Source organism: Micromonospora sp. KC721 (assembly GCF_004348355.1).
Taxonomy (GTDB): domain Bacteria; phylum Actinomycetota; class Actinomycetes; order Mycobacteriales; family Micromonosporaceae; genus Micromonospora.
On record NZ_SMJY01000079.1, the window covers coordinates 1 to 24,508 of the forward strand.

Genomic DNA, 24,508 nt, shown 5'->3' on the forward strand with positions numbered 1-24,508 from the left:
GCCACCCACCACCCCGCCGCCCATCCCGGGGCAGCGGGTGGACAACCCGTATCTGAACGCCAAGGGGTACGTGAACCCGGAGTGGAAGGCCAAGGCCGAGTCGGTGCCCGGCGGCAACCGCGTCTCGAACACCCCGACCGCGGTCTGGCTGGACCGGATCGCCGCCATCAACGGCACGCCGGACAGCAGCTCGAACGGCGCCATGGGGCTGCGGGACCACCTGGACGAGGCGCTGCGGCAGGGCGCCGACTACATCCAGATCGTGATCTACAACCTGCCCGGCCGGGACTGCTCGGCGCTCGCCTCCAACGGTGAGTTGAAGGCCCACGAGCTGCCCCGCTACAAGGCCGAGTACATCGACCCGATCGCCGCGATCCAGGGTGACGCGAAGTACCGTAACCTGCGGATCATCAACGTCGTCGAGATCGACTCGCTGCCGAACCTGGTGACCAACACCTCCGGCAACCCGGGCGGCACGGTCATGTGCGACACGGTCAAGAACAACGGCGCGTACGTCAACGGCGTCGGCTACGCCCTGGCCAAGCTGGGCGCGATTCCGAACGTCTACAACTACATCGACGCCGCGCACCACGGCTGGATCGGCTGGGACAGCAACTTCGGCCCGACCGCGCAGATCCTGCGCGAGGCGGCCGGCGCGTCCGGCAGCACCCCGGCCAACGTGCACGGCTTCATCGTCAACACCGCGAACTACTCGGCCCTGCGGGAGCCGCACTTCAAGGTGACCGACAACGTGGGCGGGACGTCCGTCCGGCAGTCCAAGTGGATCGACTGGAACTTCTACGTCGACGAGCTCTCCTTCGCCCAGGCGTTCCGCAGGGAACTGGTCACCAAGGGCTTCGACGAGAAGATCGGCATGCTGATCGACACCTCCCGTAACGGGTGGGGTGGCTCGGCCCGGCCGACCGGCCCCGGCCCGATGACCAGCGTCGACGCTTACGTCAACGGTGGTCGGGTCGACCGGCGGCACCACACCGGCAACTGGTGCAACCAGGCCGGCGCGGGTCTGGGCGAGCGTCCCAAGGCGGCTCCGGAGCCCGGCATCGACGCCTACGTCTGGGTCAAGCCCCCGGGCGAGTCGGACGGCTCCAGCAAGGAGATCCCCAACACCGAGGGCAAGGGCTTCGACCGGATGTGCGACCCGACCTACGAGGGCAACGCCCGCAACGGCTACAACATGAGCGGCGCCCTGCCGGACGCCCCGATCTCGGGTGCCTGGTTCCCGGCGCAGTTCGCCGAGCTGATGCGCAACGCCTACCCGCCGCTCTCCTGACCCGGCGGACGGCCTACCTACCGCGGCAGGAGTGAGGCACTGCCGCGGCAGGTTCCCCCGGGCCCCTGGCCCGACCGGTCACCCGGTCGGGCCAGGGGCCCCCACCGTGGCACCGCCACTCAGGGGACGGTCCGCTCGATCGCCGCCGGCCCCAGCTCGGCCAGATCCCGGCGGGCCCGCTCGATGTTCTCCGGGGTCAGGTCCTGCCCCCGGGCCGCCACCAGATCCTCCGGCTCCCACTGCTGCTCGGCCCCGGTACGGATGTTGTCCGGGGCCGCGCCGGTGCCGGTGCCGGTCGCACCAGTGCCCGCCGCGTACGGGTCGCCCACCAGTTCGTCCGTGCCGCCGCCCGGTTCGGTGAAGGCCGGATTGTCGCGGTCCGGGCCGCCGTCGGTGGCCAACTGCGGCACGGTGGTCTCGTCGTCGACCGCGGCGGCCACCTCGGGGCTCTCCTCCAGCGGCCGGCCGCGGTTGGGGTCACGATCCGTCATGGTGCTGCCCTCCTGTCCCAGGACGCTCTGATCTCGCGTACCCCGCTGGGACGGGCCCATGCCGGCGCGGATCAGACCTCCTGGGCCTCCTCGACGGTGGGCGGCTCGACCGGGCGGAGCCACTGCCAGGCCAGCATGGCCACCCCGAAGAGCAACATCAGCAGACCGGCCCACAGGTTGATCCGCAGACCCTGCGCCTTGTCGATCTCCGGCTGCCCGTCGAAGAGGCCGACCAGGCCGACGAGCACGCCGTACACGACGAACAGGCCACCGATCACCCGGCGGATGTCGAACAGCCGGGACGCCGCGGACCTCGCCCGCTCCGCCTCGGTCTCCTCGACCAGCGGATCCTGCGACCGCTCGCTGTGCTGTTCCATGGAGTCGACCTTCCTCTCGTGTCGCCGCCGGGGGACCGGCGTCAGAAGAGCGGGATGTGGCCTCAGAAGACCGGGATGTACAGGACCACGGCCAGGACCAGGACGATCGCGCCGAGCAGCACCGGCGAGCGCCACCAGACCCGGTCGCCGGCCAGCACGTCGCCCTTCAGGTCCACCCCGCCCATGCCGTAGACCAGGCCCTGGAGTTCGTCGTCGGGCTTGGGGCGGGTCAGCGGGGTGACGACCGCGGCCACCACGGCGACCGTGGCGAAGGCGATGCCCGCCCCCCAGAAGCTCTCCTCCAGGTCGGAGTTGAAGTGCAGCACCCCGCCCTTGTAGAGCAGGTACGTGGCGAGCGCGGCCAGGGTGCCGGACAGCAGCGACCAGAAACCGGCCAGCGGGCTCATCCGCTTCCAGAACATGCCGATGATGAAGGTCGCGAACAGCGGGGCGTTGAACAGCGAGAAGAGCGCCTGGATGTAGTTCATGATGTTGCTGAATCCGGCCGCGATGAACGCCGTGCCGATGCCGACCAACACGCCGCCGACGGTGGCGAGCCGGCCCACCCGGACGTAGTACTCGTCCGAGCCGTCGCGGCGCACGTACGCCTGCCAGATGTCGTACGTGAAGACGGTGTTGAAGCCGCTGACGTTGGCCGCCATGCCGGCCATGAACGAGGCGACCAGACCGGTCACCGCGATCCCGAGCACCCCGTTGGGGAGCAGGTCGCGCATCAGCAGCGGAATCGCGTTGTTGTAGACCAGATCGCCCTCGCTGGCGCCCAGCCCCTGCACGGTGACCATGGCGATCAGGCCCGGGATGATGGTGACCGCCGGGATCAGCAGCTTCGGGTAGGCGGCGATGATCGGGGTCCGCCGGGCGGCGCTCATGTTCCGCGCCGACAGGGCCCGCTGCACCTCGGCGAAGTTGGTGGTCCAGTAACCGAAGGAGAGCACGAAACCGAGACCGAAGACGATGCCGATCCAGTGCGCGCCCAGCGGGTTGTCGGTGCTGCCGGTGCCCTGCCAGGCGTGCAGGCCGGCCTCGCCGAGCCGGGACTCGCGGACGGCGTCCATCAGGCCGCTCACGCCGCCGACCTTGACCAGGCCGATCACGGTGATCGGCACCAGACCGGCGATGATCACGAAGAACTGGAGCACCTCGTTGTAGATCGCGCCGGAGAGCCCGCCGACGGTGATGTACGCCAGCACGATCACCGCGCCGACCACGATCGCGACCCACAGCGGCCAGCCGAGCAACGCCTGCATGATCAGCGCCAGCGCGTACAGGTTGACCCCGGCGATGAGCACCTGGGCCACCGCGAAGCTGATCGCGTTGAGCAGGTGGGTCGGCCGGTTGAAGCGCAGCCGCAGGTACTCGGGGACGCTGCGGACCCGGGAGCCGTAGTAGAAGGGCATCATCACGATGCCGAGAAAGACCATCGCCGGGACGGCGCCGATCCAGTAGTAGTGCAGGGTCATCATGCCGTACTGGGCGCCGTTGGCGGCCATCCCGATGATCTCCAGCGCGCCGAGGTTCGCCGAGACGAAGGCCAGCCCGGTCACCCAGGCCGGCAGCGAACGCCCGGAGAGAAAGAAGTCGACACTGGTCCGGATGGCCCGGCGGGCGGCGAAACCGACACCGAGCACGGTGACGAAATAGAGCGCGAGAATTCCGTAGTCCAGCCCGTTCATGCTCAGCCGGAGGCCGCCACCGTCCATTCCCCCACCCTTCGTCGTGTACGTGGGCGAGCTACTACCCCGATGATCGGCTTTCCACGCGCGACGTACGGCACACGCGCGGGCACCCCGGTCGATGTGCGACCGGGGTGCCCCGACAGCGCGGTCAGCGACCGAGGACCCGGTCCAGGAAATCCCGGTACTGGCGGACCGCCACCCGCAGCTGCTCGGTGTCGGCCGAGCCGGCGTCCCGCCAGTCGCCGATCCGCTGCTTCTGCGCGGAGAGCGCGGCCGAGAGCGCCTCGATGGCCTCCTCGACCAGTGCCTGTGCCTCGCCGACCGCCGCCCGGGGGTCGTCCACGAAGCGGAGCTGGACCTCCCGCCAACGGTCCCGGAACGCCTGCGCCGCGTCCGCCTCGAACAGGGTCGCCGCGTGCGTCGGGACGTTCGCCCCGGTCGCCCCGGCGGCGGCCGTCACCGGGTCCGCTGCCGTCGTCCCGGCGTCCGGGTCGACCATCGTCGGCACGGCGCTGCCGTATCCGGCGGCCGGCGCGTCGCCGTCGCGCCGCACGCCGTCCGGGCCGGCTGCGGTTGCGGTCACGACGTCGGGGTGGGTGGCCTCCCAGCGGTCGCGGTCGTGGATGCGGTCGGCGGCCGTCGGGTCGGCCCGCTCGTCGTCGAACGGATCGGTCCGTCCCGGTGCCCCGTCGCCGGGCAGCGCGGTGTCCTCCTGCCGGGCGTCCCGTTCGTCCTCCGGACGCCCGCTGGCCAGTGCCGAGGCGGCGACCGCGTCGCCCACCGTGGCCGCGCCGAAGACGGTCGGCAGCGGGGCCGGGTCGTGGAACTCCGGTCGGTCGCCGTCGTCGTCGCCGTCACGCTCCCGCCCCTGGTACGGGCGGAGGCCGTTGCGGTCCCGGTGCGCGGTCGCGTCGGCGGTGGGTGGAACGGGCACCGGCGCGGACCGCACCGCCTCCGGGTGCTCCTGGTTGGCCTGCTGCTCTTCCTGGCGCATGGCGGATCTCCTCAGCGGCTGGTGACGTCGTGCGGGCTGTCCGGTCGGCGCTGCGCCGGCGGTTGCTGCCCGACCGGCTCCTCGCCGAGCAGGTCGGCGAAGAGGGTCCGGTAGTGCACGAGGGCCTGGCGTAGCTCCTCGGTGCTGGCCTCGCCCCGCTCGTTGCGGAGCCGGATCTCGTGCGCGTCCCGGTAGTGGGTGAGGGTGCGGGCGTGCTCGACGGAGAGGTGGGCGATCTGCTCCGGGAAGTCCCCGGTGGGGTAACCCCGTTCCGCGATGAGCCGACTGACCAGTTCGTCGGCGTCACCGACCGTCTCGGCCGGGGAGTCGACGAAACGCACCTGGAGTTCCTCCCAGGCGGCGGCGTACCTGGCACGGGCAGGCGGGTCCAGCGGAGTGAGTTCGAGTTCGGCGTGCCGGCGTTCCCGCTCGCGCAGCTCCCGTTCCGCGGCGGTACGGTTGTCCCGTTCCGCGACGAGCCGGTCGTACTCGGGGCCGAAGCGGTGCTTGAGCGTGCGGCGTCGGCCGGCCACGACGGCCGCGGCGACCAGCGCCGCGACCACCAGCACGGCGAGCACCACAACGATTACCTGCGTGGGCGACATGGCTCCTCCTTCGCCCCCTGGTATTCCCTCCGTCCGGTGATCGCCAATCCCGATCCGGTCGATTTTCCTGCCGCTCAGCCGGCCGCCCGATCGACACGGGCAAAAGTTGACTCGTTCCAGAGAACGCGCTTGGGTGGGGTGATGCCGATCGAGCCCGGGAGTGCGCCACAGGGCACCCCGGCGCGTCGCCCCCACCGCCAGAACCGATCAGGAGGACAGCGATGAGCGAACAGATCGACAACAAGCCCATCCTCACCACCCGCCAGGGCCACCCGGTCCACAACAACCAGCAGCAGCGCACGGTCGGCTCGCGCGGCCCGGCGACACTGGAGAACTACCACTTCCTGGAGAAGATCAGCCACTTCGACCGGGAGCGGATCCCCGAGCGGGTGGTGCACGCCCGCGGCTTCGTCGCGCACGGCGAGTTCGAGGCGTACGGCACGATCGGCGACCAGCCGGCGTCGACGTACACCCGGGCCAAGCTCTTCCAGACCAGGGGCAAGAAGACGCCGGTCACCATCCGGTTCTCCACCGTCATCGGCGGCCGGGACTCCTCCGAGGCGGCCCGCGACCCGCGCGGCTTCGCGGTCAAGTTCCGCACCGAGGACGGCAACTGGGACATGGTCGGCAACAACCTCCAGGTCTTCTTCATCCGCGACGCGATCAAGTTCCCGGATGTGATCCACGCGTTGAAGCCGGACCCGGTGACCTTCCGCCAGGAACCCAACCGGATCTTCGACTTCATGTCGAACACACCCGAGGCCATGCACATGCTGACCTGGCTGTTCAGCCCGTACGGCATCCCGAAGAACTACCGCACGATGCGCGGCTCCGGGGTGAACACGTACCGGCTGGTCAACGCCGACGGCGAGGGCGTGCTGGTCAAGTTCCACTGGCTCTCCCAGCAGGGTGAGCACAACCTCACCGAGGCGCAGGCACAGGAGATCCAGGCCAAGGAGCTCGGCCACGCCTCGAAGGACCTCTACGAGGCCATCGAGCGCGGCGAGTACCCGCAGTGGGAGCTCAACGTCCAGATCATGAGCGACGACGAGCACCCGGAGTTGGACTTCGACCCGCTCGACGACACCAAGATCTGGCCGGAGGAGGACTTCCCGTACCTCCCTGTCGGAATGATGACTCTCAACCGGAACATCACCGACCACCACAACGAGAACGAGCAGATCGCCTTCGGCACCGGTGTGCTGGTCGACGGCATCGACTTCTCCGACGACAAGATGCTGGTCGGTCGCACCTTCTCCTACTCGGACACCCAGCGCTACCGGGTCGGTCCGAACTACCTTCAGCTGCCGGTCAACCGGCCCCGCGAGGACGTGGTGGTCAGCACCAACCAGACCGGCGGCGCGATGTCGTACGGGGTGGACAACCGGGGTGCCAACCCGCACATCAACTTCGAGCCGTCCTCGCTGGCCGGGCTGCGCGAGGCGGACGAGTCCTACCGGGAGTACCGTCCCTTCGTCTCGGGTCAGGTCGTGAAGGCCCCGATCGAGCGGCAGGACAACTACTCCCAGGCTGGCCGGCGGTACCGCGAAATGGCCGACTGGGAGCGTGACGACCTCATCCTCAACCTGGTGACCAACCTGTCCCAGTGCGACAAGCACATCCAGGAAAAGATGGTCTGGCACTTCAGCCAGTGCGACGAGGAATACGGCCGCCGGGTCGCCGAGGGTCTCGGTCTTTCGGTCCCCGCCTGAGCTTCGTCCCGGCCGGCGCCCCGATGGCGCCGGCCGGGCGTCTGGCGGGGGGTCCGGCGGGCCCACCGGCATCCACAGCGGAGCGCAACGGGGCGGTTGTCGACCGGTAGTGCTCCGCGCCCCGATTACGTATCCTGCCCAAGGCGCCCGTGTCGGTGCCCGGCGCCGTGGCCGGGTTCTGCCCGGCCGGTGCCGGCGCCACCGCTGCCATCCCTTCGGGCGAGGACTCAATGGACACCCACGACTGGTCGATCCGCGCCAAGCTGACCGCACTGGTCGTGACCCCGGTCGCTGCCCTGGTGGCACTCTGGATCTTCACCACCACGCTCACCCTCGGCCCCGCACTCGACCTGCTCGCCTCGCGTACCTTCCTCGAGGATCTCGGTCGTCCCGGCGGGGCGGCCGTTCTGGAGTTGCAACACGAACGGCGGCTCTCGGCGGTCCAGCTCGCCGGCACGACGTCGCTGCCGGCCCTGGCCGAGCAGCGGCGGCGCACCGACAGCGCGGTGGCGGAGCTGCGCCGGCGCATCGGCGCGGAGCGACTGCGCGACGCCGGCGGCGACCTGCTCGGTGATCGCTTGGACAGGCTGGCCGCCGCCCTCGACGCGTTGCCGACCGGGCGCGCTCTCATCGACCGCCGGCAGGTCGACCGGGGCGACGCGAACGCCCTCTACACCGGCGTCATCGAGATGACCTTCCAGGCATTCCACGCCATCGCCCACGGGCCCGAACCGGAGCTGACCCGGCAGGCATTGGCGATCATCAACCTCGGCCGGGCCCGTGAGCTGCTCAGCGAGACCGACGCGCTGGTGGCCGGGGCGATCACCGACGGCCGGTTCGCCGGAGGGGAGCACCTGCGGCTGGCGCAGACCGTCGGCAACGAACGGTTCCTCGCCGAGACGGCCGTCGCCGACCTTCCCGCCGAAGACCGGACCGCCTACCAGGGGCTGCTGACCGGGGAGGAGTTCGTCCGGCTGCGCGCCATGCAGCAGACCCTGCTGCGCGCCGACCCGTCGGCGCGTCCGCCGGTGGACGGCCGCGCGTGGCTGACCAGCTACGAGGCCGTACGGCAACAGCTGCACGACTTCGAGGTGCGCCAGGGCGACGCGCTGGCCGAACGCACCGTGCCAGTGGCCGTCACCATCCTGGTCCGGCTCGCTGCCGCCGGGGTGCTCGGGCTGCTGGCGGTCGTGGCGTCGATCCTGGTCGCGCTGCGGGTCGGGCGTACGCTGGTCCGCCGGCTCACCGGCGTGCGGGCCGCCGCCCTGGAGATGGCCGAGCACCGGCTTCCCGACGTGGTGGCCCGGCTACGCCGGGGCGAACAGGTCGACGTGGCGCGCGAGGCGCCGCCGCTGGAGTACGGCGCCGACGAGATCGGCGACGTCGGACGCGCCTTCAACGAGGTCCGGCGCACCGCGGTCAGCGCCGCCGTCGACGAGGTCACCCTGCGTCGGGGCCTCAACGAGGTGTTCCTCAATCTCGCCCGCCGCAGCCAGGGCCTGGTGCACCGGCAGCTCGCCCTGCTCGACGGAATGGAGCGGCGCACCGAGGACCCGGACGAGCTGGCCGACCTGTTCCGGGTCGACCATCTCGCCACCCGACTCCGCCGGCACGCCGAGGACCTGGTCATCCTCGCCGGGGCGGTCCCCGGACGGGGGTGGCGACAGCCGGTCGCCGTGCTGGACGTGGTCCGCGGCGCGGTCTCCGAGGTCGAGGCGTACGACCGGGTGGACGTCGGAGAGCTACCGCCCGCCGGGGTGGAGGGCCGGGCCGTCGCCGACGTGACCCACCTGCTCGCCGAGCTGATCGAGAACGCCACCGCCTTCTCCGCGCCGGATACCCGGGTGCAGATCGTTGGCCAGCAGGTGCCCAAGGGGTACGTCGTCGAGATCACCGACCGCGGGCTGGGGATGTCACCGGGCGCGGTCGAGGAGGCCAACCGCCGCCTGACGGATCCACCCGACTTCGACCCGGCCGACAGCGCCCGACTCGGACTCTTCGTGGTGGCCCGCCTCGCCGCCCGGCACGGCGTTCTGGTCACCCTCCGCGCCGAGCAGCTCGGTGGGCTGACCGCCGTGGTGCTCGTGCCGGCCGACCTGATCACCGACGAGCCACCCGGCCCGCCGGTGCCGGTGGCCCGCCCGAGCGTTCCGGTCAGTCGGCTGGGCGCCCCGATCCGGCCCCGGCCTGCCCGGCGCACCCGGGAACGCCCCGACCAGACCGTGCTGCCGTTCGCGCCGACGCGCACCTCCACGGTGCAGACCGCCCCGGACGGCGACGGCCTGCCCCGCCGGGTCCGCCGGCGTGGGCCCGCCGCCCGTCCCCGGTCGCAAGCCCCGGAGGCCCCGACGCCGCGTTCGCCCGAGGAGGTACGCCGGCAGATGTCCGCGCTGCAGGCCGGCACCGCGCGAGGCCGGCGGGAGGGCGGCACGCTGCACCCGTTGCCGCCGGACGCGGCCGAGCCGGCGGCCACCGACGGCCCCTGGGCCGCTGAGCCGCCCCCGTCGCCGGCCGAGCCGGCGGCGGCGCCCGAATCCCCGACCGCGAGTGAGAGGGACGCCTAGTGGTGCACACGACGAGGCAGAGCGCCGACCTCGGCTGGTTGCTGGACGAACTGGTGGAGCGGGTGCCCCCCGCCCTGGAGGCGGTGGTGCTCTCCGCCGACGGCCTGCTGCTCGGGGCGTCCAGCGGCATGGACACCGCCGACGCCGAACACCTCTGCGCCCTGGCCTCCGGCTTCTCCAGCCTGGCCAAGGGCGCCAGCCGGCACCTGGACGCCGGCGGCGTGCGACAGACGGTGGTGGAGATGGAATCCGCCTACCTGTTCGTCACGGCCGCCGGTCAGGGCACCTGCCTGGCCGTGGTCTGCGAGGCCGACGCGGACATCGGTTTCGTGGCGTACGAGATGGCGCGGCTGGTGATCCGGGTCGGCGAGAACCTGACCGCGCCGGCTCGGACGGCGGCAGGAGACGTCGATGCGAGCTGAGCCGCCGGGCCCTCAACACGAGTGGTTGGACGGCGATGCTGGTCCGGTGGTCCGGCCGTACACCCTGACCGGTGGTCGGGTACGCCCGGCCGTCGACGGGTACGACCTGGTCGCGTTCGTGTTGGCGAACGGTGATCCCGCCGGCCGGCCGGCGTTGCAGCCCGAACACCGGCGTCTGGTCGAACTGGCCCGGCGTCCGGTCGCGGTGGCGGACCTCGCCGCCGACCTGGACCTCGCCGTGGGCGTCGTCCGCGTTCTTCTCGGCGACCTGCTCGCCCGGGGGCTGGTCTCGGTGCACGAGCCGCCGGCCGCCGCACTTCCCGACAACGACATCCTCAAGGCGGTGGTCAGTGGACTACGTGCGCTCTGACCGGGACTCCTCCGGGGCCCGGTTGCCGCTGGCTCTCAAGATCCTCGTCGCCGGTGGCTTCGGCGCAGGCAAGACGACGTTGGTGAGCGCCCTGAGCGAGGTGCGCCCCCTGCAGACCGAGGAGGTGCTGACCAGCGTCAGCATCGGCACCGACGATCTCTCGGGGGTGGAGGGGAAGACCACCACCACTGTGGCGATGGACTTCGGCCGGATCACCATCACCGAGGATCTGCAGGTCTACCTCTTCGGCACGCCGGGCCAGGACCGGTTCTGGTTCCTCTGGGACGAGCTGGCCTTCGGGGCGCTGGGTGCGGTGGTGCTCGCCGACACCCGCCGGCTCGCCGACTGCTTCCCCTCGATCGACTACTTCGAGCAGCGGGGCATCCCGTTCGTGGTCGGAGTGAACCACTTCGACGGGGCCCGTCAGTTCGGCACCGAGGCGGTCCGGCAGGCGTTGGACATCGACCCGCAGGTGCCGGTGGTGCGCTGCGACGCGCGGGACCGTCAGTCCGCGAAGATGGTGCTGATCTCCCTGGTCGAGCACGTGGCCCGGCAGCGGGGCGAACCGGTTCCGGTGGCCTGATCCCGGATCGGGGTGGCCGGCGGATCGTCCCGCCGCGGCCCGTCGTACCCCTGGTTGCCGGCCGGTCGCCCCCGACCTCGGCGGCCGCGCGGGCGGGATCTGAGGAAAGGGGCCTGCCGGGCGCGTCCGGCGGGAAAGCTCGGGTGGGACCGGCAGCAACGGTGGAGGGAGCAGCGGTGGCCAGTGACATCGTCCACATCGGTGGTTACACGGCGGCCAGCGGAGGACGGGGGGACGGCATCGTGGCCGCCCGGCGCGACCCGACCTCGGGAGAGTTGACGCCGCTCGGCACGGTGGCGGTCACCGATTCGCCCTCCTTCCTCGCCCGGCACCCGGCCCGGCCGGTGCTGTACGCGGTGAACGAGCTGCCCGAGGGCCGGGTCAGCGCCTTCGCAGTGGGGCAGCGGGGCGAACTGACTCCGCTGGCCGTCCGGGCGACCGGGGGCGCCGAGCCTTGCCATCTGGCGGTCGCCCCGGACGGCGGGCACCTCTTCGTCGCCAACTACGGCGGCGGCAGCGTCGCGGTCCTTCCGCTCGACGACCGGGGGGTGCCGGGGGAGCGTAGCGACCTCGTCCGACACGACGGCCACGGCCCGGACCCGCACCGCCAGGAGCAGGCGCACTGCCACATGGTCTCCCCGGACCCGGGCACCGGTCCGCTGCTCGCGGTCGACCTCGGCACCGACTCGATCTACCGCTACGACCTGGCCACGGGCCGGCTGGTGCCCCGCACACCCCGGGCGCGTACCGCTCCCGGCAGCGGCCCGCGTCACCTGGCCCGGCACCCCGACGGGCGGCGCTGCTGGGTGGCGGGCGAACTCGACGCGACCGTCACCGCGTACGAGTTGACCGCGGACGGGGCGCTGCACCAGCGGGGGCGAGTCGAGGCCAGCGGCCGGGCCGGGCATGTCCAGCCCTCGGAGATCGCCGTCGGTCCGGACGGGCGTTTCCTGTACGTCGGCAACCGCGGGGTCGGCACGGTGGCGGTCTTCGCGCTCGACGGTGAGCTGCCGCGGCTGGTGGCGGAGGTGGCGACCGGCGGGGAGTGGCCGCGGCATTTCGCGCTGGTCGGCGAACACCTCTACGTCGCCGACGAGCGGGCCGACATGGTGCGGGTGTTCCACGTGGATCCCGGCTCGGGGGTGCCGGATCCGCTCGGCGAGCCGGTCGGAGTGTCGAGCCCCACGTGTATCCTGCCGTGAAGCGGGCGCCGCTGCGGGCGAAAAATCCACGTCTGGGAACGGACTGACTACTCACTGTGGTGAAATGGTGATCAACTGTTTCTCCTCAGTAACTTTCGTCCGAACGGTTATGGCGGTAAGCGCCCGACCTGCGCAAGATGGTCGGCGTGTCTGGCCGCCATCGCATGCGTTCAAGTGTCCGTGGAGCAGGAGCCGCAGCCGTGGCGACCGCGCTCGCCGTCGTGGTCGCCGGAACCTGGTTCGGGTACCAGCAGCTGGCCGGTCCGTCCTGCTCGGGGGAGATTCAGCTCACCGTGGCCGCCACGCCGGAACTGGCGCCGGCGGTCGGTGACGCCGCCGACCAGTGGGTCAAGGACGGCGCAGCGGTCGGCGGAACCTGTATCGCGGTCACCGTCGCCTCTGCCGACTCGGTCGAGGTGGCCGCTGCGGTCGCCGGCAAGCACGGCGCCACCCTCGCCGGCGTGGGCCAGGCCAGTGGCACGGCGGTCACCCCGGACGTCTGGATCCCGGACTCCTCCACCTGGCTGCTGCGGCTGAAGAACAACGGCGCCACCGCGTTCGCCCCGGGCAACGGCGCGTCGATCGCCCGCAGCCCCATCGTGGTGGCCATGCCGGAGCCGGTCGCCTCCCGTCTCGGCTGGCCGGACGAGAAGCTCAGTTGGACCGACCTGCTCCGGGCGGTCAGCAGCGACAAGCCGTTGCGTGCCGGGATCGTCGAACCGACCCGGGATGCCGCCGGCCTGTCCGGCCTGCTCTCCCTGACCGCCGCCGCCAGCGCCTCCGGCGGGGACGCGCAGAAGGCCACCACCGGCGCCCTGCGGGCCCTGGCCACCGGTCGCTCGGCGCTGCGGCAGGATTTGCTCGCCCGGTTCCCGCGCTCCAACGACCCGGCGTCCATCGCCAGCGCGCTCTCCGCAGCCGCGCTGTCCGAGGAGGACGTCATGGCGTACAACAACACCAAGCCGCCGATCCCGCTGGCCGCGCTCTACCTGGAGCCGTCGCCGATGCCGCTGGACTACCCGTACGCGGTGCTGCCCGGCATCGAGCCGTCGAAGGCCTCGGCCGCCCGGGTCCTCTACGAACTGCTCACCACCCAGGGTTTCAAAAACCGGCTGGCCGCCCAGTCGCTGCGCGCCCCGGACGGCAACTGGGGTGAGGGCTTCAGGGCGCTGCAGGGCGCCCCGAGCCCGGCCGGCGGCCAGTCCACCGTCCCGCCGGCCGGTGTCGGCGCCGCGGGTGGCCTGGATCCGGTCGCGATAGACCGTGCGGTCTCCGGCTGGTCCATCGCGACGCAGTCCGGTCGGATGCTCTGCGTCATCGACGTCTCCGGCTCCATGAAGACGGAGGTGCCCTCCGCCAACAACGCCAGCCGTGCCCAGGTGACCGTGGCGGCGGCCAGCCGTGGCCTGAGCCTGTTCGACGACACCTGGTCGATCGGCCTGTGGACGTTCTCCACCAACCTCGTGGGCTCCCGGGACTGGCGGGAGATCGTGCCGATCAATCCGCTGTCGAGCAACCGGAGCAAGCTGGAGCAGGGGCTGGGCTTCGTCCGGCCGTCCGACGGCAACACCGGCCTGTACGACACGATGCTCGAGGCGTACAAGAGGGTCCAGCAGGACTGGGAGCCGGGCCGGGTCAACTCGGTGGTGCTCTTCACCGACGGCAAGAACGAGGACGACAACGGCATCTCGCAGGCCAAGCTGCTCAGCGAGCTGAAGGAGTTGGCGGACCCGGAGCGTCCGGTGCAGGTGGTCATCATCGGTATCGGCAACGGCGTCTCCAAGGCCGAACTCCAGTCGATCACCAATATCACCGGTGGCGGGACCTTCGTCACCGAGGACCCGACCAAGATCGGTGACATCTTCCTCAAGGCGATCGCGCTGCGCCCGAACGCGCCGCGCTGAGTCCAGCACGGCATGGACCGCCGCACCGGAGCCTCCGGTACGGCGGTCCATGCCTGGTGACCAGGGAAAACTGACGGCTATGCGTCCGAGGTGATCGGTAATCATCGTGCTGAGGCAAGATGTCGGAAACGCTCCGGCGTCGCTGCCGCCCAAAGGGCAACGGCGGGCCGGAGCCGACTCGCACGATGAGGGGAGGGCCCGGTGAGTTCGGCAACCTTGTCCACGCCCACCCCGACGTCGTCGGTGCCGACCACCCGCAGCGCCGGGCCGGTCGCCCGGGCCGACCAGCGGGCGTACGTGCGGCTCCTGGTCGTCCTCGACACCACCGTTCTCTGCCTCGCCGTGCTGGCCGGGTACGCCGCCCGCTTCGGTGACCGGACGCCGGTCGGTTCGGAGATCCCCTACGTCCTGGTGGCCCCGGGTCTGGTGCTCGCCTGGCTGGTCTCGCTCAAGGTGATGCGCTGCTACGACGACCGGGTACTCGGCTACGGCGCCGACGAGTACCGGCGGGTCAGCGCGGCCAGCCTGCGGCTCGCCGGTGGCATCGCGATCGCCGGCTACATCGCCGACGTCGGCGTCTCCCGTGGCTTCCTCGCCATCTCCTTCGCCTTCGGCACGGCGGCCCTGGTGGTCACCCGGTTCGCCGCCCGCAAGCGGCTGCACCGGGCCCGGTACCAGGGTGCCGGCTGGTCCCGCCGGGTGCTGGTCGTCGGCGACACCGCGCACGTGCTGGAACTTGTGCACACCCTGCGCCGGGAGCCGTACGCCGGCTACCAGGTGGTCGGCGCCTGCATCCCCGACGCGCTGCTCGCGCCGGTGCCGCAGCGGCTCAGCGACGTGCCGGTGGTGGGCTCGCTGCGGGGGGTGCCCGAGGCGGCGGCGGCGATCGGGGCGGACACTGTGGCGGTGACCGCCTCCGGCGAGCTGACCGCGACCCGGTTGCGCCGGCTGGGCTGGCAGTTGGAGGGCACCGGGATCGATCTGGTGGTGGCGCCGGCGTTGACCGACGTCGCGGGGCCCCGTATCCACACCCGGCCGGTCGCCGGCCTGCCCCTGATCCACGTCGAGGCCCCCGAGTTCCGGGGTGCCCGCAAGCTGGTCAAGGAACTCGCCGACCGTACCCTCGCCGCGGTGGCGCTGCTGTTGGCCCTGCCGTCTCTCGCGGTGATCGCACTGGCCATCCGGCTGGACAGCCGAGGGCCGGTGCTGTTCCGGCAGACCCGGGTCGGGCAGGGCGGGCGCGAGTTCGCGGTGCTCAAGTTCCGCACCATGGTGGTGAACGCCGATCAGCTCCTGGCCGAGCTGGCCGCTCGTAACGAGACCGACGGGTTGTTGTTCAAGATGCGCGACGACCCCCGGGTGACCCGGGTCGGCCGGTGGTTGCGCAAGTGGTCCCTGGACGAGCTGCCCCAACTGGTCAACGTGCTACTCGGGCAGATGAGCCTGGTCGGCCCGCGACCGCCGCTGCCGTCCGAGGTGGCCCGGTACGACGGCGACGTGGCCCGCCGCCTGCTGGTGAAGCCGGGCATGACCGGGCTCTGGCAGGTCAGCGGCCGATCCGACCTGAGCTGGGAGGACGGCATCCGGCTGGACCTGTACTACGTGGAGAACTGGTCGCTCGCCGCCGACCTGACCATCCTCTGGAAAACCTTCGGCGCGGTGCTGCGCCGTCGCGGGGCGTACTGAGCGCGGGTGTTCCGGGCGCGGTCGGGGCGGCGCGGGTACCGGTCGGGGCGCGGGTCGGTCCGGCAGCGGGGTCGACCGGTGCCCCGATCAGCACCTGTCGGGCCCGGTCGTCCGGTCCGCGCATCATCGTCACTCCTTCTGACCAGGCCCGACGGCCCTACGGTGGGGGTACGCTCGGCCCCACCATGGCAGATGACAGCGGTTCTGCCGGACCACTCGTGAGTATGGCCGCCGAGCTGGACGCCGCGGCCGGCGCCCTGCTGGCCGTGTGGGAGACCGCGCGGGAGCAGACGGCCAGCCCGCTGTCGGACGCGCAGCTGCGGGCGGTCATGGTGGTGGAGCGGCACGACGGGATCAATCTCCGCCGGCTCGCGTCCCGGTTGGACATGCTGCTCTCCTCGGCGAGCCGGCTGTGTGACCGGCTGGTCGCGGCCGGGATGCTGAAACGCGAGCCGGGCCGCCTGGACCGGCGTGAGATCGCCCTGCATCTGACTGGGCAGGCGCGGCGGCTCCTCACCGAGTTGCGGCAGGACCGCCGGCGGCGGCTGGCCGAGGTGCTCGCCGGCATGAGCGGCCAGGGACGGGAGGAACTGCTGCGCGGCATCCGCGAGTTCGACCGGGTGGCCCGGCAGTGTGAGGGACCGACGGAGCCGACGGACGGGCGGCCGACGCCCGCTCGTCCCTCGTTCCGCGTCGCGGCAGAGCGGGGCGTCCGGCGCCTCTGACACCCCCGGTTTGGCCGCGATCATGACCGGATGGCCGCGAGACGGTCACCGGGTCACTGCCGGCGGCCGAGCCAACCGGACGGTCGGGCGACGATCTGGCGGACCACCGCACCGGCACCGCCGACCACCGCGGACTCCGCCCCGAGCGCGGCGGCGCGGACCGAGACGGGGGACCAGGCGGCGGTCAGTACCCGGGCGGTCAGCTCGGTGGCGACGGGCGGGCGCAGCCAGCGGGCGAGGGTCGCGTACCCGCCGCCGAGGACCACGGTGTCCAAATCGAGCAGGTTCACCACGCCCGCGACGGCGACACCGAGGGCGGTACCGGCCGCGCGCAGCGCGGCGCGGGTCGCCGGATCGCCCGCGGCGGCGAGGTCGGCCAACCGGCGGGCGGCGGTGTCGGCCGGCAGGTCCGCGCCCGAGAGGCCGGCCGCGCCGAGGATGGCCTCCTGACCGGCGTACGTCTCCAGGCAACCCCGGCCGCCGCAGCGGCATCCCGGCCCGGCCGGGTCGACCGGCACGTGACCCAGCTCACCGCTCCAGCCTCGGGCGCCCCGGAAGAGGGTGCCGTCCAGAACGATCCCGGCGCCGATGCCGATCTCCCCCGAGACGTGCAGGAAACTACTGGTGCCGGGCACGGCGTGCAGCTCGCCGAGAGCGGCCAGGTTCGCCTCGTTGTCGACGGTCAGCGCCGGCACCCCGTCCACCGTGCCGGTGAGCGGTGGATGGCCGGCGAGCAGGGCGGGGACGTCCACGTCGCGCCAGCCGAGGTTGGGGGCGAGGCGGACCAGCCCGTGGGCGTCGACAAGCCCTGGCACGGCCAGGGTGGCGCCGGCCAGGGTGATCCCCAGCCGGTCGGCCGCGGCGCGGGCCCGCCCGGCCAGCTCCACCAGGCGGACCAGCGCCTCGGTGGGGGAGACGGGACGCAGGTCGGCCCGGCGTACCTCGTGATGGCGGACGGTGCCGGTCAGGTCGACGACGCAGGCGGCCAGATAGTCGACGTTGATCTCCAGCCCGAGCCCGGCGGGCCCGTCGGCGGCGAGCCGCAACCCACGGGCGGGCCGCCCCGCCCCCGTGCGTGGCTCGGGATCGACCTCGGCGACCATCCGGCCGGCGATCAGGTCGTCGACCACCGCCGAGACGGTGGCCCGGGTGAGGCCGGTGTCGGCGGCGATCGCGGCCCGGGAGGGTGGACGGTCGGCGGCGGCGATCCGCCCCAGCACCACGGCGAGGTTGAGTTCGCGCAGGCTGCCCTGGCGGACCGCCCCGGCGATGTTGGCACTGGTCACCGCTTGACAATGCCACACCGCCCCCTTTAATCCAACCACTGAACAAATAGGGACGACACCACCGACCGGAGGCTCGAACCTGCACACCGCGAACCCGCCGGCCGGACCCGGGCAGACCCGGTCATCCGGTCGTGATCCGGACCTGGTTTGCTGCCGGTCATGGCGGGCACCAGGATCTCCCGGCGCGGGAACGCGGCGCACCGGTTCTACAGCGTCGTGGTGTTCGTGGTGCTCGCCTCACTGGACAACGTGGCGATCGGCCTGGTTCCCCCGCTGTACGGGTCGATCTCCGGCGCGCTGGGCGTACCAAAGGGCCTGCTCGGGCTGGTCACCGCAGCGAGTTTCCTGGTCAGCGCGGTCGCGGCGGTGGCCTGGGCGTACGTGGGTGACCGGGCGGATCGGAAACCGCTGCTCATGGTCGGCACGCTGATCTGGGCCGCCGGCACCGGCGCCAGCGGTCTTGCCCCGGACTATCCGGTGTTTCTGGCCGCCCAACTGCTGGCCGCGGTCGGGCTGGGCGCGGTCGGTTCGGTCGGGTTCTCCGTGGTCACCGACCTGATCTCGCCGCGTCGCCGGGGGTTGGTGATGAGCTTCTGGGGCCTGTCGCAGGGGGTGGGCACGCTCGTCGGCACGCTCACCGGCGGCATCCTCGGCAGTACCGACTGGCGACGCCCGTTCCTGGCGGTGACCGTGGTCGGCATGGCGGCCACCGTCGCGTACCTGTTCACCTACGACGTGCGGCGGGGCCAGAGCGAGCCGGAACTGGCCCGGGCGATGGACGCCGGCGGCGAGTACGACCACCGGATCAGCCGTGCCGACCTGCCCCGGATCCTGGCCCGGCGGACCAACCGCTGGCTGATCCTGCAGGGCCTGACCGCGCAGGCGGCGTTCGGGTCGTTGGTCTGGCTGCCGGTGCTGTTCGAGCAGCGGGCCCGGGAGCAGGGCTACTCGGCGGTCACCGCGGTGCTGGTGGGCAGCCTCTTCGCGACCCTGTTCCAGCTCGGCGGGGTGCTCTCGATCGTGGGTGGCCTCGTCGGCGACGCGCTGCAACGGCGTACGCCCCGGGGGCGGGCCCTGGTCGCGGCGGCGGGGGTGCTCGCGGCCCTGCCGTTCTATCTGGTCCTGTTCCTGGTGCCGATCCGGATCGACGTGCCGGACGGCGGCAGCTCCGCGGCGGTGGTGAGCGCGGTGCTGGCCAGCGTACTGACCGAGCCGACGGTCGGGCTGAGCCTGCTCACCGCCGTGGTGGCCCTGGCCCTGACCTCGGCGAACTCGCCGAACTGGTTCGCCCTGATCGCCGACGTGAACCCGCCGGAGCATCGGGGCACGGTGTACAGCCTGGGCAACCTGGTCAACGGAGTCGGCCGGGCGGCCGGTAACGGGCTGGTCGGGGCGGCCTTCGACGGTCTGCGGGCGGCGTTCCCGCCGCCGTTGAACTACGCCGTCGGGCTGGCCGCCTTTCAGCTCTTCTTCATCCCCACCGGGCTGATGTACTGGCTCGCCGCCCGCACCTCACCCGAGGACATCCACTCGATGCGTACGCTGCTGCACTCCCGCGCCGACCACCTGTGACACCCGCCCAACTCCAACCCCGACCCCGGCGGCGACTCCGGCGATCACGAAGTTGGCGGCAGTGGAAGAGATCCACAGCGCCGCCAACTTCATGACCAATGCGGGAACGCGGGGAGGTGGGTCAGGGGCGGAGCCAGACGGTGACGTCGGTGGGGATGCGGCCGTCGGCGTCGAGGGGTGCGCTGCTGTGCAGCACCTCGCCGCCCGGCGCGGGCACCGGCGCGGCGCCGAAGTTGGTCATCACGATCAGCCCCCGGTTGCGGAACGCCAGCACCTGGTCACCGGTGGAGAGCCACTCCAGCGGCCCCCGGCCCAGCCCGTGCTCGCGGCGCAGCCGCAACGCGGTGCGGTACATCTCGTACGTCGAGCCGGGCACGCCGCGCTGCCGGTCCAGGGCGTACTCCGCCCAGGACGACGGCTGCGGCAGCCAGCTCGCGTCGGTCGGCCCGAACCCGTACGACGGCGCGTCGGCCTCCCACGGGATCGGCACCCGGCAGCCGTCCCGGCCACGCTGGGTGTGCCCGCTGCGCTGCCAGGTCGGATCCTGCCGGGCCTCGTCCGGCAGCGTGGTGTGCTCCGGCAGCCCCAACTCCTCGCCCTGGTACAGGTAGGCGGAGCCGGGCAGCGCCAGCATCAGCAGGCTGGCCGCCCGGGCCCGACGCAGCCCCAGCGCGGCGTCCGGCTGCGGGTCGCCGACCCCGATGCCGTTGTGCCGGCCGCCGTCGGCGGTCAGGCCCAGCCGGGACGCGTGCCGGACCACGTCGTGGTTGGACAGCACCCAGGTCGTCGGTGCGCCGACCGCGTCGGTGGCCTCCAGGGAGCGCGTGATCACCGCGTACTGGGCGGGCGCGGTCCACGCCGCGAGTAGGTACTCGAAGTTGAACGCCTGGTGCATCTCGTCCGGGCGGACGTAGCGGGCCAGCCGCTCGGCCGGCTCCACCCAGGCCTCGGCGACCAGGACCCGCTCGCCGGAGTACTTCTCGAGCAGCCGGCGCCACTCGCGGTAGATCTCGTGCACGCCGTCCTGGTCCCACATCGGGGGCCGGGGCTTGGCCGCCTCCTGGCCGGAGAGGATCTCCTGCGGCTCCTCCCAGTTGGCCAGGTCGGCCTGCTTGATCAGGCCGTGCGCCACGTCCACCCGGAAGCCGTCCACCCCCCGGTCCAGCCAGAACCGCAGCACGTCCAGGAACTCCGCCCGGACCTGCGGATTGTCCCAGTTCAGGTCGGGCTGACCGGTGTCGAACAGGTGCAGGTACCACTGGCCGGGGCGCCCGTCCGGCTCGGTGACCCGGGTCCAGGCCGGGCCGCCGAACACGCTCTGCCAGTCGTTCGGCGGCTGGTCGCCGTCGGGGCCCAGGCCGTCGCGGAAGATGTAGCGGGCCCGCTCCGGGCTGCCCGGCGGGGCGGCCAACGCCTCGGTGAACCAGCGGTGGGCGCAAGAGGTGTGGTTCGGCACCAGGTCGACGATGACCTTGAGCCCACGGCCGTGCGCCTCGCCGATCAGCCGGTCGGCGTCCGACAGCTTTCCGAACAACGGGTCGACGTCCCGGTAGTCGGCCACGTCGTACCCCGCGTCGGCCTGTGGCGACGGGTAGAACGGCGACAACCAGACCGCGTCGATCCCCAACTCGACGAGGTGGCCGAGTCGCGCGGTGATGCCCGGCAGGTCACCCATGCCGTCGCCGTCGGAGTCGGCGAACGAACGCGGGTAGATCTGGTAGATGACGGCCTCGGTCCACCACCCGGTGGCCGGTCCGGCGGGCTGTTCCTGCTGGATCGCGTCGGTGTTCAGAGCGTGCTCCCTGTCTCGAGCCATGGGTGGGTCGATTCCGTTCAGTGTGCCCGGGGTGGGGCGGTCGACTCCCGCACCACGAGCCGAGTGGGCAGGATCACCGGGCGGGTCGTGCCGTCGGCGTCGGTAGGTGGTGCCGGTGCCGGTCCCGGGTACGGCTCGCCGTGGTACGCGCCGAGCGGGTCGAGCAGCAGCCGGGCGGCGAGCCGGCCCTGCTCGGCGGCGGGCTGGGCGATGGTGCTCAACCCCAGCACGCCGGCGAGGTCGTGGTCGTCGATGCCGATCACGCTGACGTCCTGCGGAACCCGCAGGCCGGCGTCGCGCAGGGCGCTGAGCGCACCCATCGCCATCTCGTCGCAGGAGGCGAAGATCGCGGTGGGCGGTTCGCCCCGGGCGAGCAACTCGGCGGTGGCCCGGGCGCCACCGGCGAGGGAGAACGTGGACTCGACGTCGAGGCTCGGGTCCGGAACGACGCCCGCCGCGCGCAGCGCCTCACGGTAGCCGCGGCGGCGGTCCAGGTGGGTGGTGAAGGCGAGCTCGTCGTCCGGGTCACCGGAGATGTGCGCGATCCGGCGGTGCCCCAGGTCGAGCAGGTGCCGGGTGGCGGTCCGGGCGGCGGCCACGTCGTCGATGCGGACGCACGGCCAGCCCGGTACGTCCCCACCGGAGCTGATGGTGATCCCGGGCAGGTCCAACTGAGCCAGCGCGGTCAGGTCGGCCGGCCCCAGCGGGGTGGCGACCAGCATGATCGCGTCCGCGCGCTTGTGCAGGTTGGCGGTGCGCAGTACCCGCTGGCGGACCTGCTCCCGGCCGCCCAGGTTGTACAGCAGCAGGTCGTACCCGGCCTCGTGGAGGAACTCCTCGATGGCCTCGACGACGGTGGCGAAGAACCACCGGGTGAGCCGGGGGGCCACCACGGCCACCGTTCCGGTCCGGCCACCGGCCAGCCGGGAGGCGCTCGGCGAGACCGCGTACTCCAACTTCTCGGCGGCGGCGAGCACCCGCTGGCGGGTCGCTGCGGAGACCGTCGGCAGCCCGCGCAGCGCCCGGGAGACGGTGGCGGTGGAAACCCCGGCGAGCCGGGCCACATCATCAATCCTGGTCATGGTGTTCCCTTACGTCACGACGGCACCGCCGCCGCCCAACACGGCGGGCGGCGGCGGTGCGCCGTCAGCCCTTGACGCTACCGGCGAGCAGGCCGCGTACGAAGTAGCGCTGCAGGGACAGGAACACGATCAGCGGTACGACGATCGAGACGAACGCGCCCGCGGTGAGCCGCTGCCACTCGTTGCCCCGGCTGCCGGCCAATTCGGCCAGCCGGACGGTGAGCGGGGCGGTCTCGTTGCCACCGCCCGCGAAGATCAGCGCCACCAGCAGGTCGTTCCAGACCCAGAGGAACTGGAAGATACCGAAGGCCGCCAGGGCCGGGGTGATCAACGGCAGGACGATGGTACGGAAGATCCTGGGGTGGCTGGCCCCGTCGACCCGGGCCGCCTCCATCAGGTCCCCGGGCAGCTGCGAGATGAAGTTGTGCAGCAGGAACACCGCGAACGGCAGGGCGAAGCAGGTGTGCGCGAACCACACCTGGGCGAACTTCTGCTCGTCCACCAGATTCCAGGCGGGCAGCACCTGGACGCCCGCGATCGTGACGCCGGTGGAGAAGAACTTCAGCAGCGGCACCAGGGCCATCTGCAGCGGCACGATCTGCAGGGCGAAGATCGCGATGTAGAGCCAGTCCCGTCCCCGGAAGTTGATCCAGGCCAGCGCGTACGCGGCCAGCGAGGCGAAGGCGATCGGAAAGAGCACCGACGGGATGGTGATCGCCAACGAGTTGATGAAGTAGCTGATCAGGCGCCCGGACGACCCGGAGCCGAACAGCACCTGCTGGTAGTTCTCCAGCGTGAACTGGGGATCGGTGAACGCGGTCCACCAGCCGGTGGTCTTGATCTGGTCTTCGGGGCGAAACGAGGAAATGAAGAGGCCGAAGGTGGGCACCGTCCAGAGCACGGCGATCACGATGGATACGACGGTCGCGGTCCGGCTGTTCAGCCGCTTGCGGACCCGGCTGGCGGTGGTGGTTGCCCCGGTCGCCTGGGCGCCGGCGCCGACGGTGGGCGTGGCGGTGGTCATCTCAGCCCTCCCGCTGCTGACGCAGGTTGCGGATCTGGTAGATCACGATCGGGATGACCAGGACGAACAGGAAGACCGCCAGTGCCGAGCCCTGCCCGTTCTGGCCGTACCGGAACGCCTGGTTGTACATCTCGTTGGCGATCACGCTGGTGTCGTAGTTGCCGTTGGTCGCGGTGCGGACGATGTCGAAGACCTTGAGCGTGGCGATCGACAGCGTCACCACCACCACGATCAGCGCCGGCCGGATGTTCGGCATGGTGATCTGCCAGAACATCTGCCATGGGCTGACGCCGTCGAGGCGGGCGGCCTCCACGATGTCCGCCGGGATCGCCTTGATGGCGGCGGAGAGCACCACCATCGCGAAGCCGGCCTGGATCCACACCATGATCACGATGAGCAGCAGCGTGTTGAGCGGGCTCTCCTGGAGGAAGAACTTCGGCTCGCCGCCGAGACTGACCACGATCTGGTTGAGCAGACCGATCTGTTGCTGCTCATCGCTCCGGTACGCGTAGACGAACTTCCAGATGATGCTGGCGCCGACGAACGAGATCGCCATCGGCAGGAAGATCAGGGACTTGGCCACCGCCTCGAACCGGACCTTGTCCACCAGCACCGCGTAGACGAGGCCGAACGAGGTGGCCACCAGCGGGACCAGGATCACCCAGACCAGGGTGTTGGTCAGGACCCGGAGGATGGCGGGATCGGAGAACATCCAGCCGTAGTTGCGCAGCCCCACCCAGTCGTTGCTGCCGGCGTCCATGAAGGAGAGCAGGGTGGTGCGGATCGCCGGCCCGACCAGACCGACGGCGAGCAGCAGCAGCGTCGGCAGCAGGAAGAACAGGGCGAACAACCCTTCCTGCTGCTTCGGCCGGCGGGGCAGCGGGGCGCCGCTCGCCGAGGCGGCGACGAGCTTGGCCTCGTGGCGGCGGGCGAACCAGGACGGCACCACGTCGAGAAGCAGGAGCAGGCCGCCCACCACCGCGACGAAGGCGAGCAGCCCGTACCCCAGCATGAGGAACTTGTCCCCTTCTGCGATGAAGTCGAACTCCATCGACCCTCCTTCAAGGGTTTGGTTTGTGGACCGGCGGCCCGGCCCCGAGGGGCC

Annotated in this window: 21 protein-coding genes; 11 read left to right on the forward strand and 10 right to left on the reverse strand. The window is 71.7% G+C overall.

Translation table 11 applies throughout. The annotated features are described in order from the left end of the window. The coding region (locus E1182_RS15500) for a glycoside hydrolase family 6 protein (RefSeq protein WP_132265512.1) at positions 1-1,291 on the forward strand (1,291 nt) is incomplete at its 5' end. A 119-nt stretch (positions 1,292-1,410) separates the two neighbouring features. Here E1182_RS15500 and E1182_RS15505 read toward each other — a convergent pair. The 5 genes from E1182_RS15505 to E1182_RS15525 form a co-directional block, all read right to left on the reverse strand. After that, entirely contained in the window at positions 1,411-1,782 is a 372-nt protein-coding gene (locus E1182_RS15505; protein WP_132265514.1) for a hypothetical protein, read from the reverse strand. A 71-nt stretch (positions 1,783-1,853) separates the two neighbouring features. Next, positions 1,854-2,159 (reverse strand): hypothetical protein, encoded by a 306-nt coding sequence (locus E1182_RS15510; RefSeq protein WP_132265516.1) that lies wholly within the window; start codon positions 2,157-2,159, stop codon positions 1,854-1,856. A 62-nt stretch (positions 2,160-2,221) separates the two neighbouring features. Next, positions 2,222-3,880, reverse strand: coding sequence for a sodium:solute symporter family protein (locus E1182_RS15515; RefSeq protein ID WP_132265518.1), 1,659 nt, complete (start codon positions 3,878-3,880; stop codon positions 2,222-2,224). Between the two features lie 124 nt (positions 3,881-4,004). Continuing rightward, on the reverse strand, positions 4,005-4,850 hold the full coding sequence (locus E1182_RS15520) for a hypothetical protein (protein ID WP_132265520.1): 846 nt from the start codon (positions 4,848-4,850) through the stop codon (positions 4,005-4,007). Between the two features lie 11 nt (positions 4,851-4,861). Further along, positions 4,862-5,455 (reverse strand): hypothetical protein, encoded by a 594-nt coding sequence (locus tag E1182_RS15525; RefSeq protein ID WP_132265522.1) that lies wholly within the window; start codon positions 5,453-5,455, stop codon positions 4,862-4,864. A gap of 221 nt (positions 5,456-5,676) precedes the next feature. Between E1182_RS15525 and E1182_RS15530 the strand changes: the two genes are divergently transcribed. The 9 genes from E1182_RS15530 to E1182_RS15570 all read left to right on the forward strand — a co-directional run bounded on the left by E1182_RS15530 (position 5,677) and on the right by E1182_RS15570 (position 16,623). Next, positions 5,677-7,167 (forward strand): catalase, encoded by a 1,491-nt coding sequence (locus tag E1182_RS15530; RefSeq protein WP_132265525.1) that lies wholly within the window; start codon positions 5,677-5,679, stop codon positions 7,165-7,167. Positions 7,168-7,397: 230 nt separating this feature from the next. Further along, on the forward strand, positions 7,398-9,731 hold the full coding sequence (locus E1182_RS15535) for a nitrate- and nitrite sensing domain-containing protein (RefSeq protein WP_132265552.1): 2,334 nt from the start codon (positions 7,398-7,400) through the stop codon (positions 9,729-9,731). Continuing rightward, a complete protein-coding gene (locus E1182_RS15540; protein WP_132265528.1) occupies positions 9,731-10,153 on the forward strand; it encodes a roadblock/LC7 domain-containing protein in 423 nt (140 codons plus the stop codon). The genes E1182_RS15535 and E1182_RS15540 overlap by 1 nt, the downstream gene beginning before the upstream one ends. After that, positions 10,143-10,523 (forward strand): DUF742 domain-containing protein, encoded by a 381-nt coding sequence (locus E1182_RS15545; protein WP_132265531.1) that lies wholly within the window; start codon positions 10,143-10,145, stop codon positions 10,521-10,523. Before E1182_RS15540 ends, E1182_RS15545 begins: the two co-directional genes overlap by 11 nt. Further along, positions 10,504-11,106: an ATP/GTP-binding protein gene (locus E1182_RS15550; protein WP_132265533.1), complete on the forward strand. Its 603-nt coding sequence runs from the start codon at positions 10,504-10,506 to the stop codon at positions 11,104-11,106. Before E1182_RS15545 ends, E1182_RS15550 begins: the two co-directional genes overlap by 20 nt. Positions 11,107-11,282: 176 nt before the next feature. Beyond that, a complete protein-coding gene (locus E1182_RS15555) occupies positions 11,283-12,308 on the forward strand; it encodes a lactonase family protein (RefSeq protein WP_207921407.1) in 1,026 nt (341 codons plus the stop codon). 164 nt (positions 12,309-12,472) lie between these two features. Further along, positions 12,473-14,212 carry a substrate-binding domain-containing protein gene (locus tag E1182_RS15560; RefSeq protein ID WP_207921408.1) on the forward strand — a complete coding sequence of 580 codons (1,740 nt, stop codon included), beginning with the start codon at positions 12,473-12,475 and terminating at the stop codon, positions 14,210-14,212. Positions 14,213-14,413: 201 nt separating this feature from the next. After that, positions 14,414-15,898 carry a sugar transferase gene (locus tag E1182_RS15565; protein WP_132265539.1) on the forward strand — a complete coding sequence of 495 codons (1,485 nt, stop codon included), beginning with the start codon at positions 14,414-14,416 and terminating at the stop codon, positions 15,896-15,898. A 224-nt stretch (positions 15,899-16,122) separates the two neighbouring features. After that, on the forward strand, positions 16,123-16,623 hold the full coding sequence (locus tag E1182_RS15570) for a MarR family winged helix-turn-helix transcriptional regulator (protein ID WP_132265554.1): 501 nt from the start codon (positions 16,123-16,125) through the stop codon (positions 16,621-16,623). 53 nt (positions 16,624-16,676) lie between these two features. On the opposite strand, the gene E1182_RS15575 is transcribed toward E1182_RS15570, so the two are convergent. Beyond that, the gene (locus tag E1182_RS15575) at positions 16,677-17,909 is read right to left on the reverse strand and encodes an ROK family protein (RefSeq protein WP_243706227.1); all 1,233 of its coding nucleotides are present in this window, start codon (positions 17,907-17,909) and stop codon (positions 16,677-16,679) included. Positions 17,910-18,068: 159 nt separating this feature from the next. Here E1182_RS15575 and E1182_RS15580 point away from each other — a divergent pair, with 159 nt between their 5' ends. Continuing rightward, positions 18,069-19,481, forward strand: coding sequence for an MFS transporter (locus E1182_RS15580; protein ID WP_132265544.1), 1,413 nt, complete (start codon positions 18,069-18,071; stop codon positions 19,479-19,481). 121 nt (positions 19,482-19,602) lie between these two features. On the opposite strand, the gene E1182_RS15585 is transcribed toward E1182_RS15580, so the two are convergent. The 4 genes from E1182_RS15585 to E1182_RS15600 all read right to left on the reverse strand — a co-directional run bounded on the left by E1182_RS15585 (position 19,603) and on the right by E1182_RS15600 (position 24,454). After that, complete coding sequence (locus E1182_RS15585; RefSeq protein ID WP_207921409.1) at positions 19,603-21,297, reverse strand: glycoside hydrolase family 13 protein; 1,695 nt, start codon at positions 21,295-21,297, stop codon at positions 19,603-19,605. Positions 21,298-21,314: 17 nt separating this feature from the next. Beyond that, on the reverse strand, positions 21,315-22,379 hold the full coding sequence (locus tag E1182_RS15590; protein ID WP_132265546.1) for a LacI family DNA-binding transcriptional regulator: 1,065 nt from the start codon (positions 22,377-22,379) through the stop codon (positions 21,315-21,317). Between the two features lie 64 nt (positions 22,380-22,443). Next, positions 22,444-23,403 (reverse strand): carbohydrate ABC transporter permease, encoded by a 960-nt coding sequence (locus E1182_RS15595; protein WP_132265548.1) that lies wholly within the window; start codon positions 23,401-23,403, stop codon positions 22,444-22,446. Between the two features lies 1 nt (position 23,404). Beyond that, positions 23,405-24,454 carry a carbohydrate ABC transporter permease gene (locus E1182_RS15600; RefSeq protein WP_132265550.1) on the reverse strand — a complete coding sequence of 350 codons (1,050 nt, stop codon included), beginning with the start codon at positions 24,452-24,454 and terminating at the stop codon, positions 23,405-23,407. Positions 24,455-24,508 lie beyond the last annotated feature (54 nt).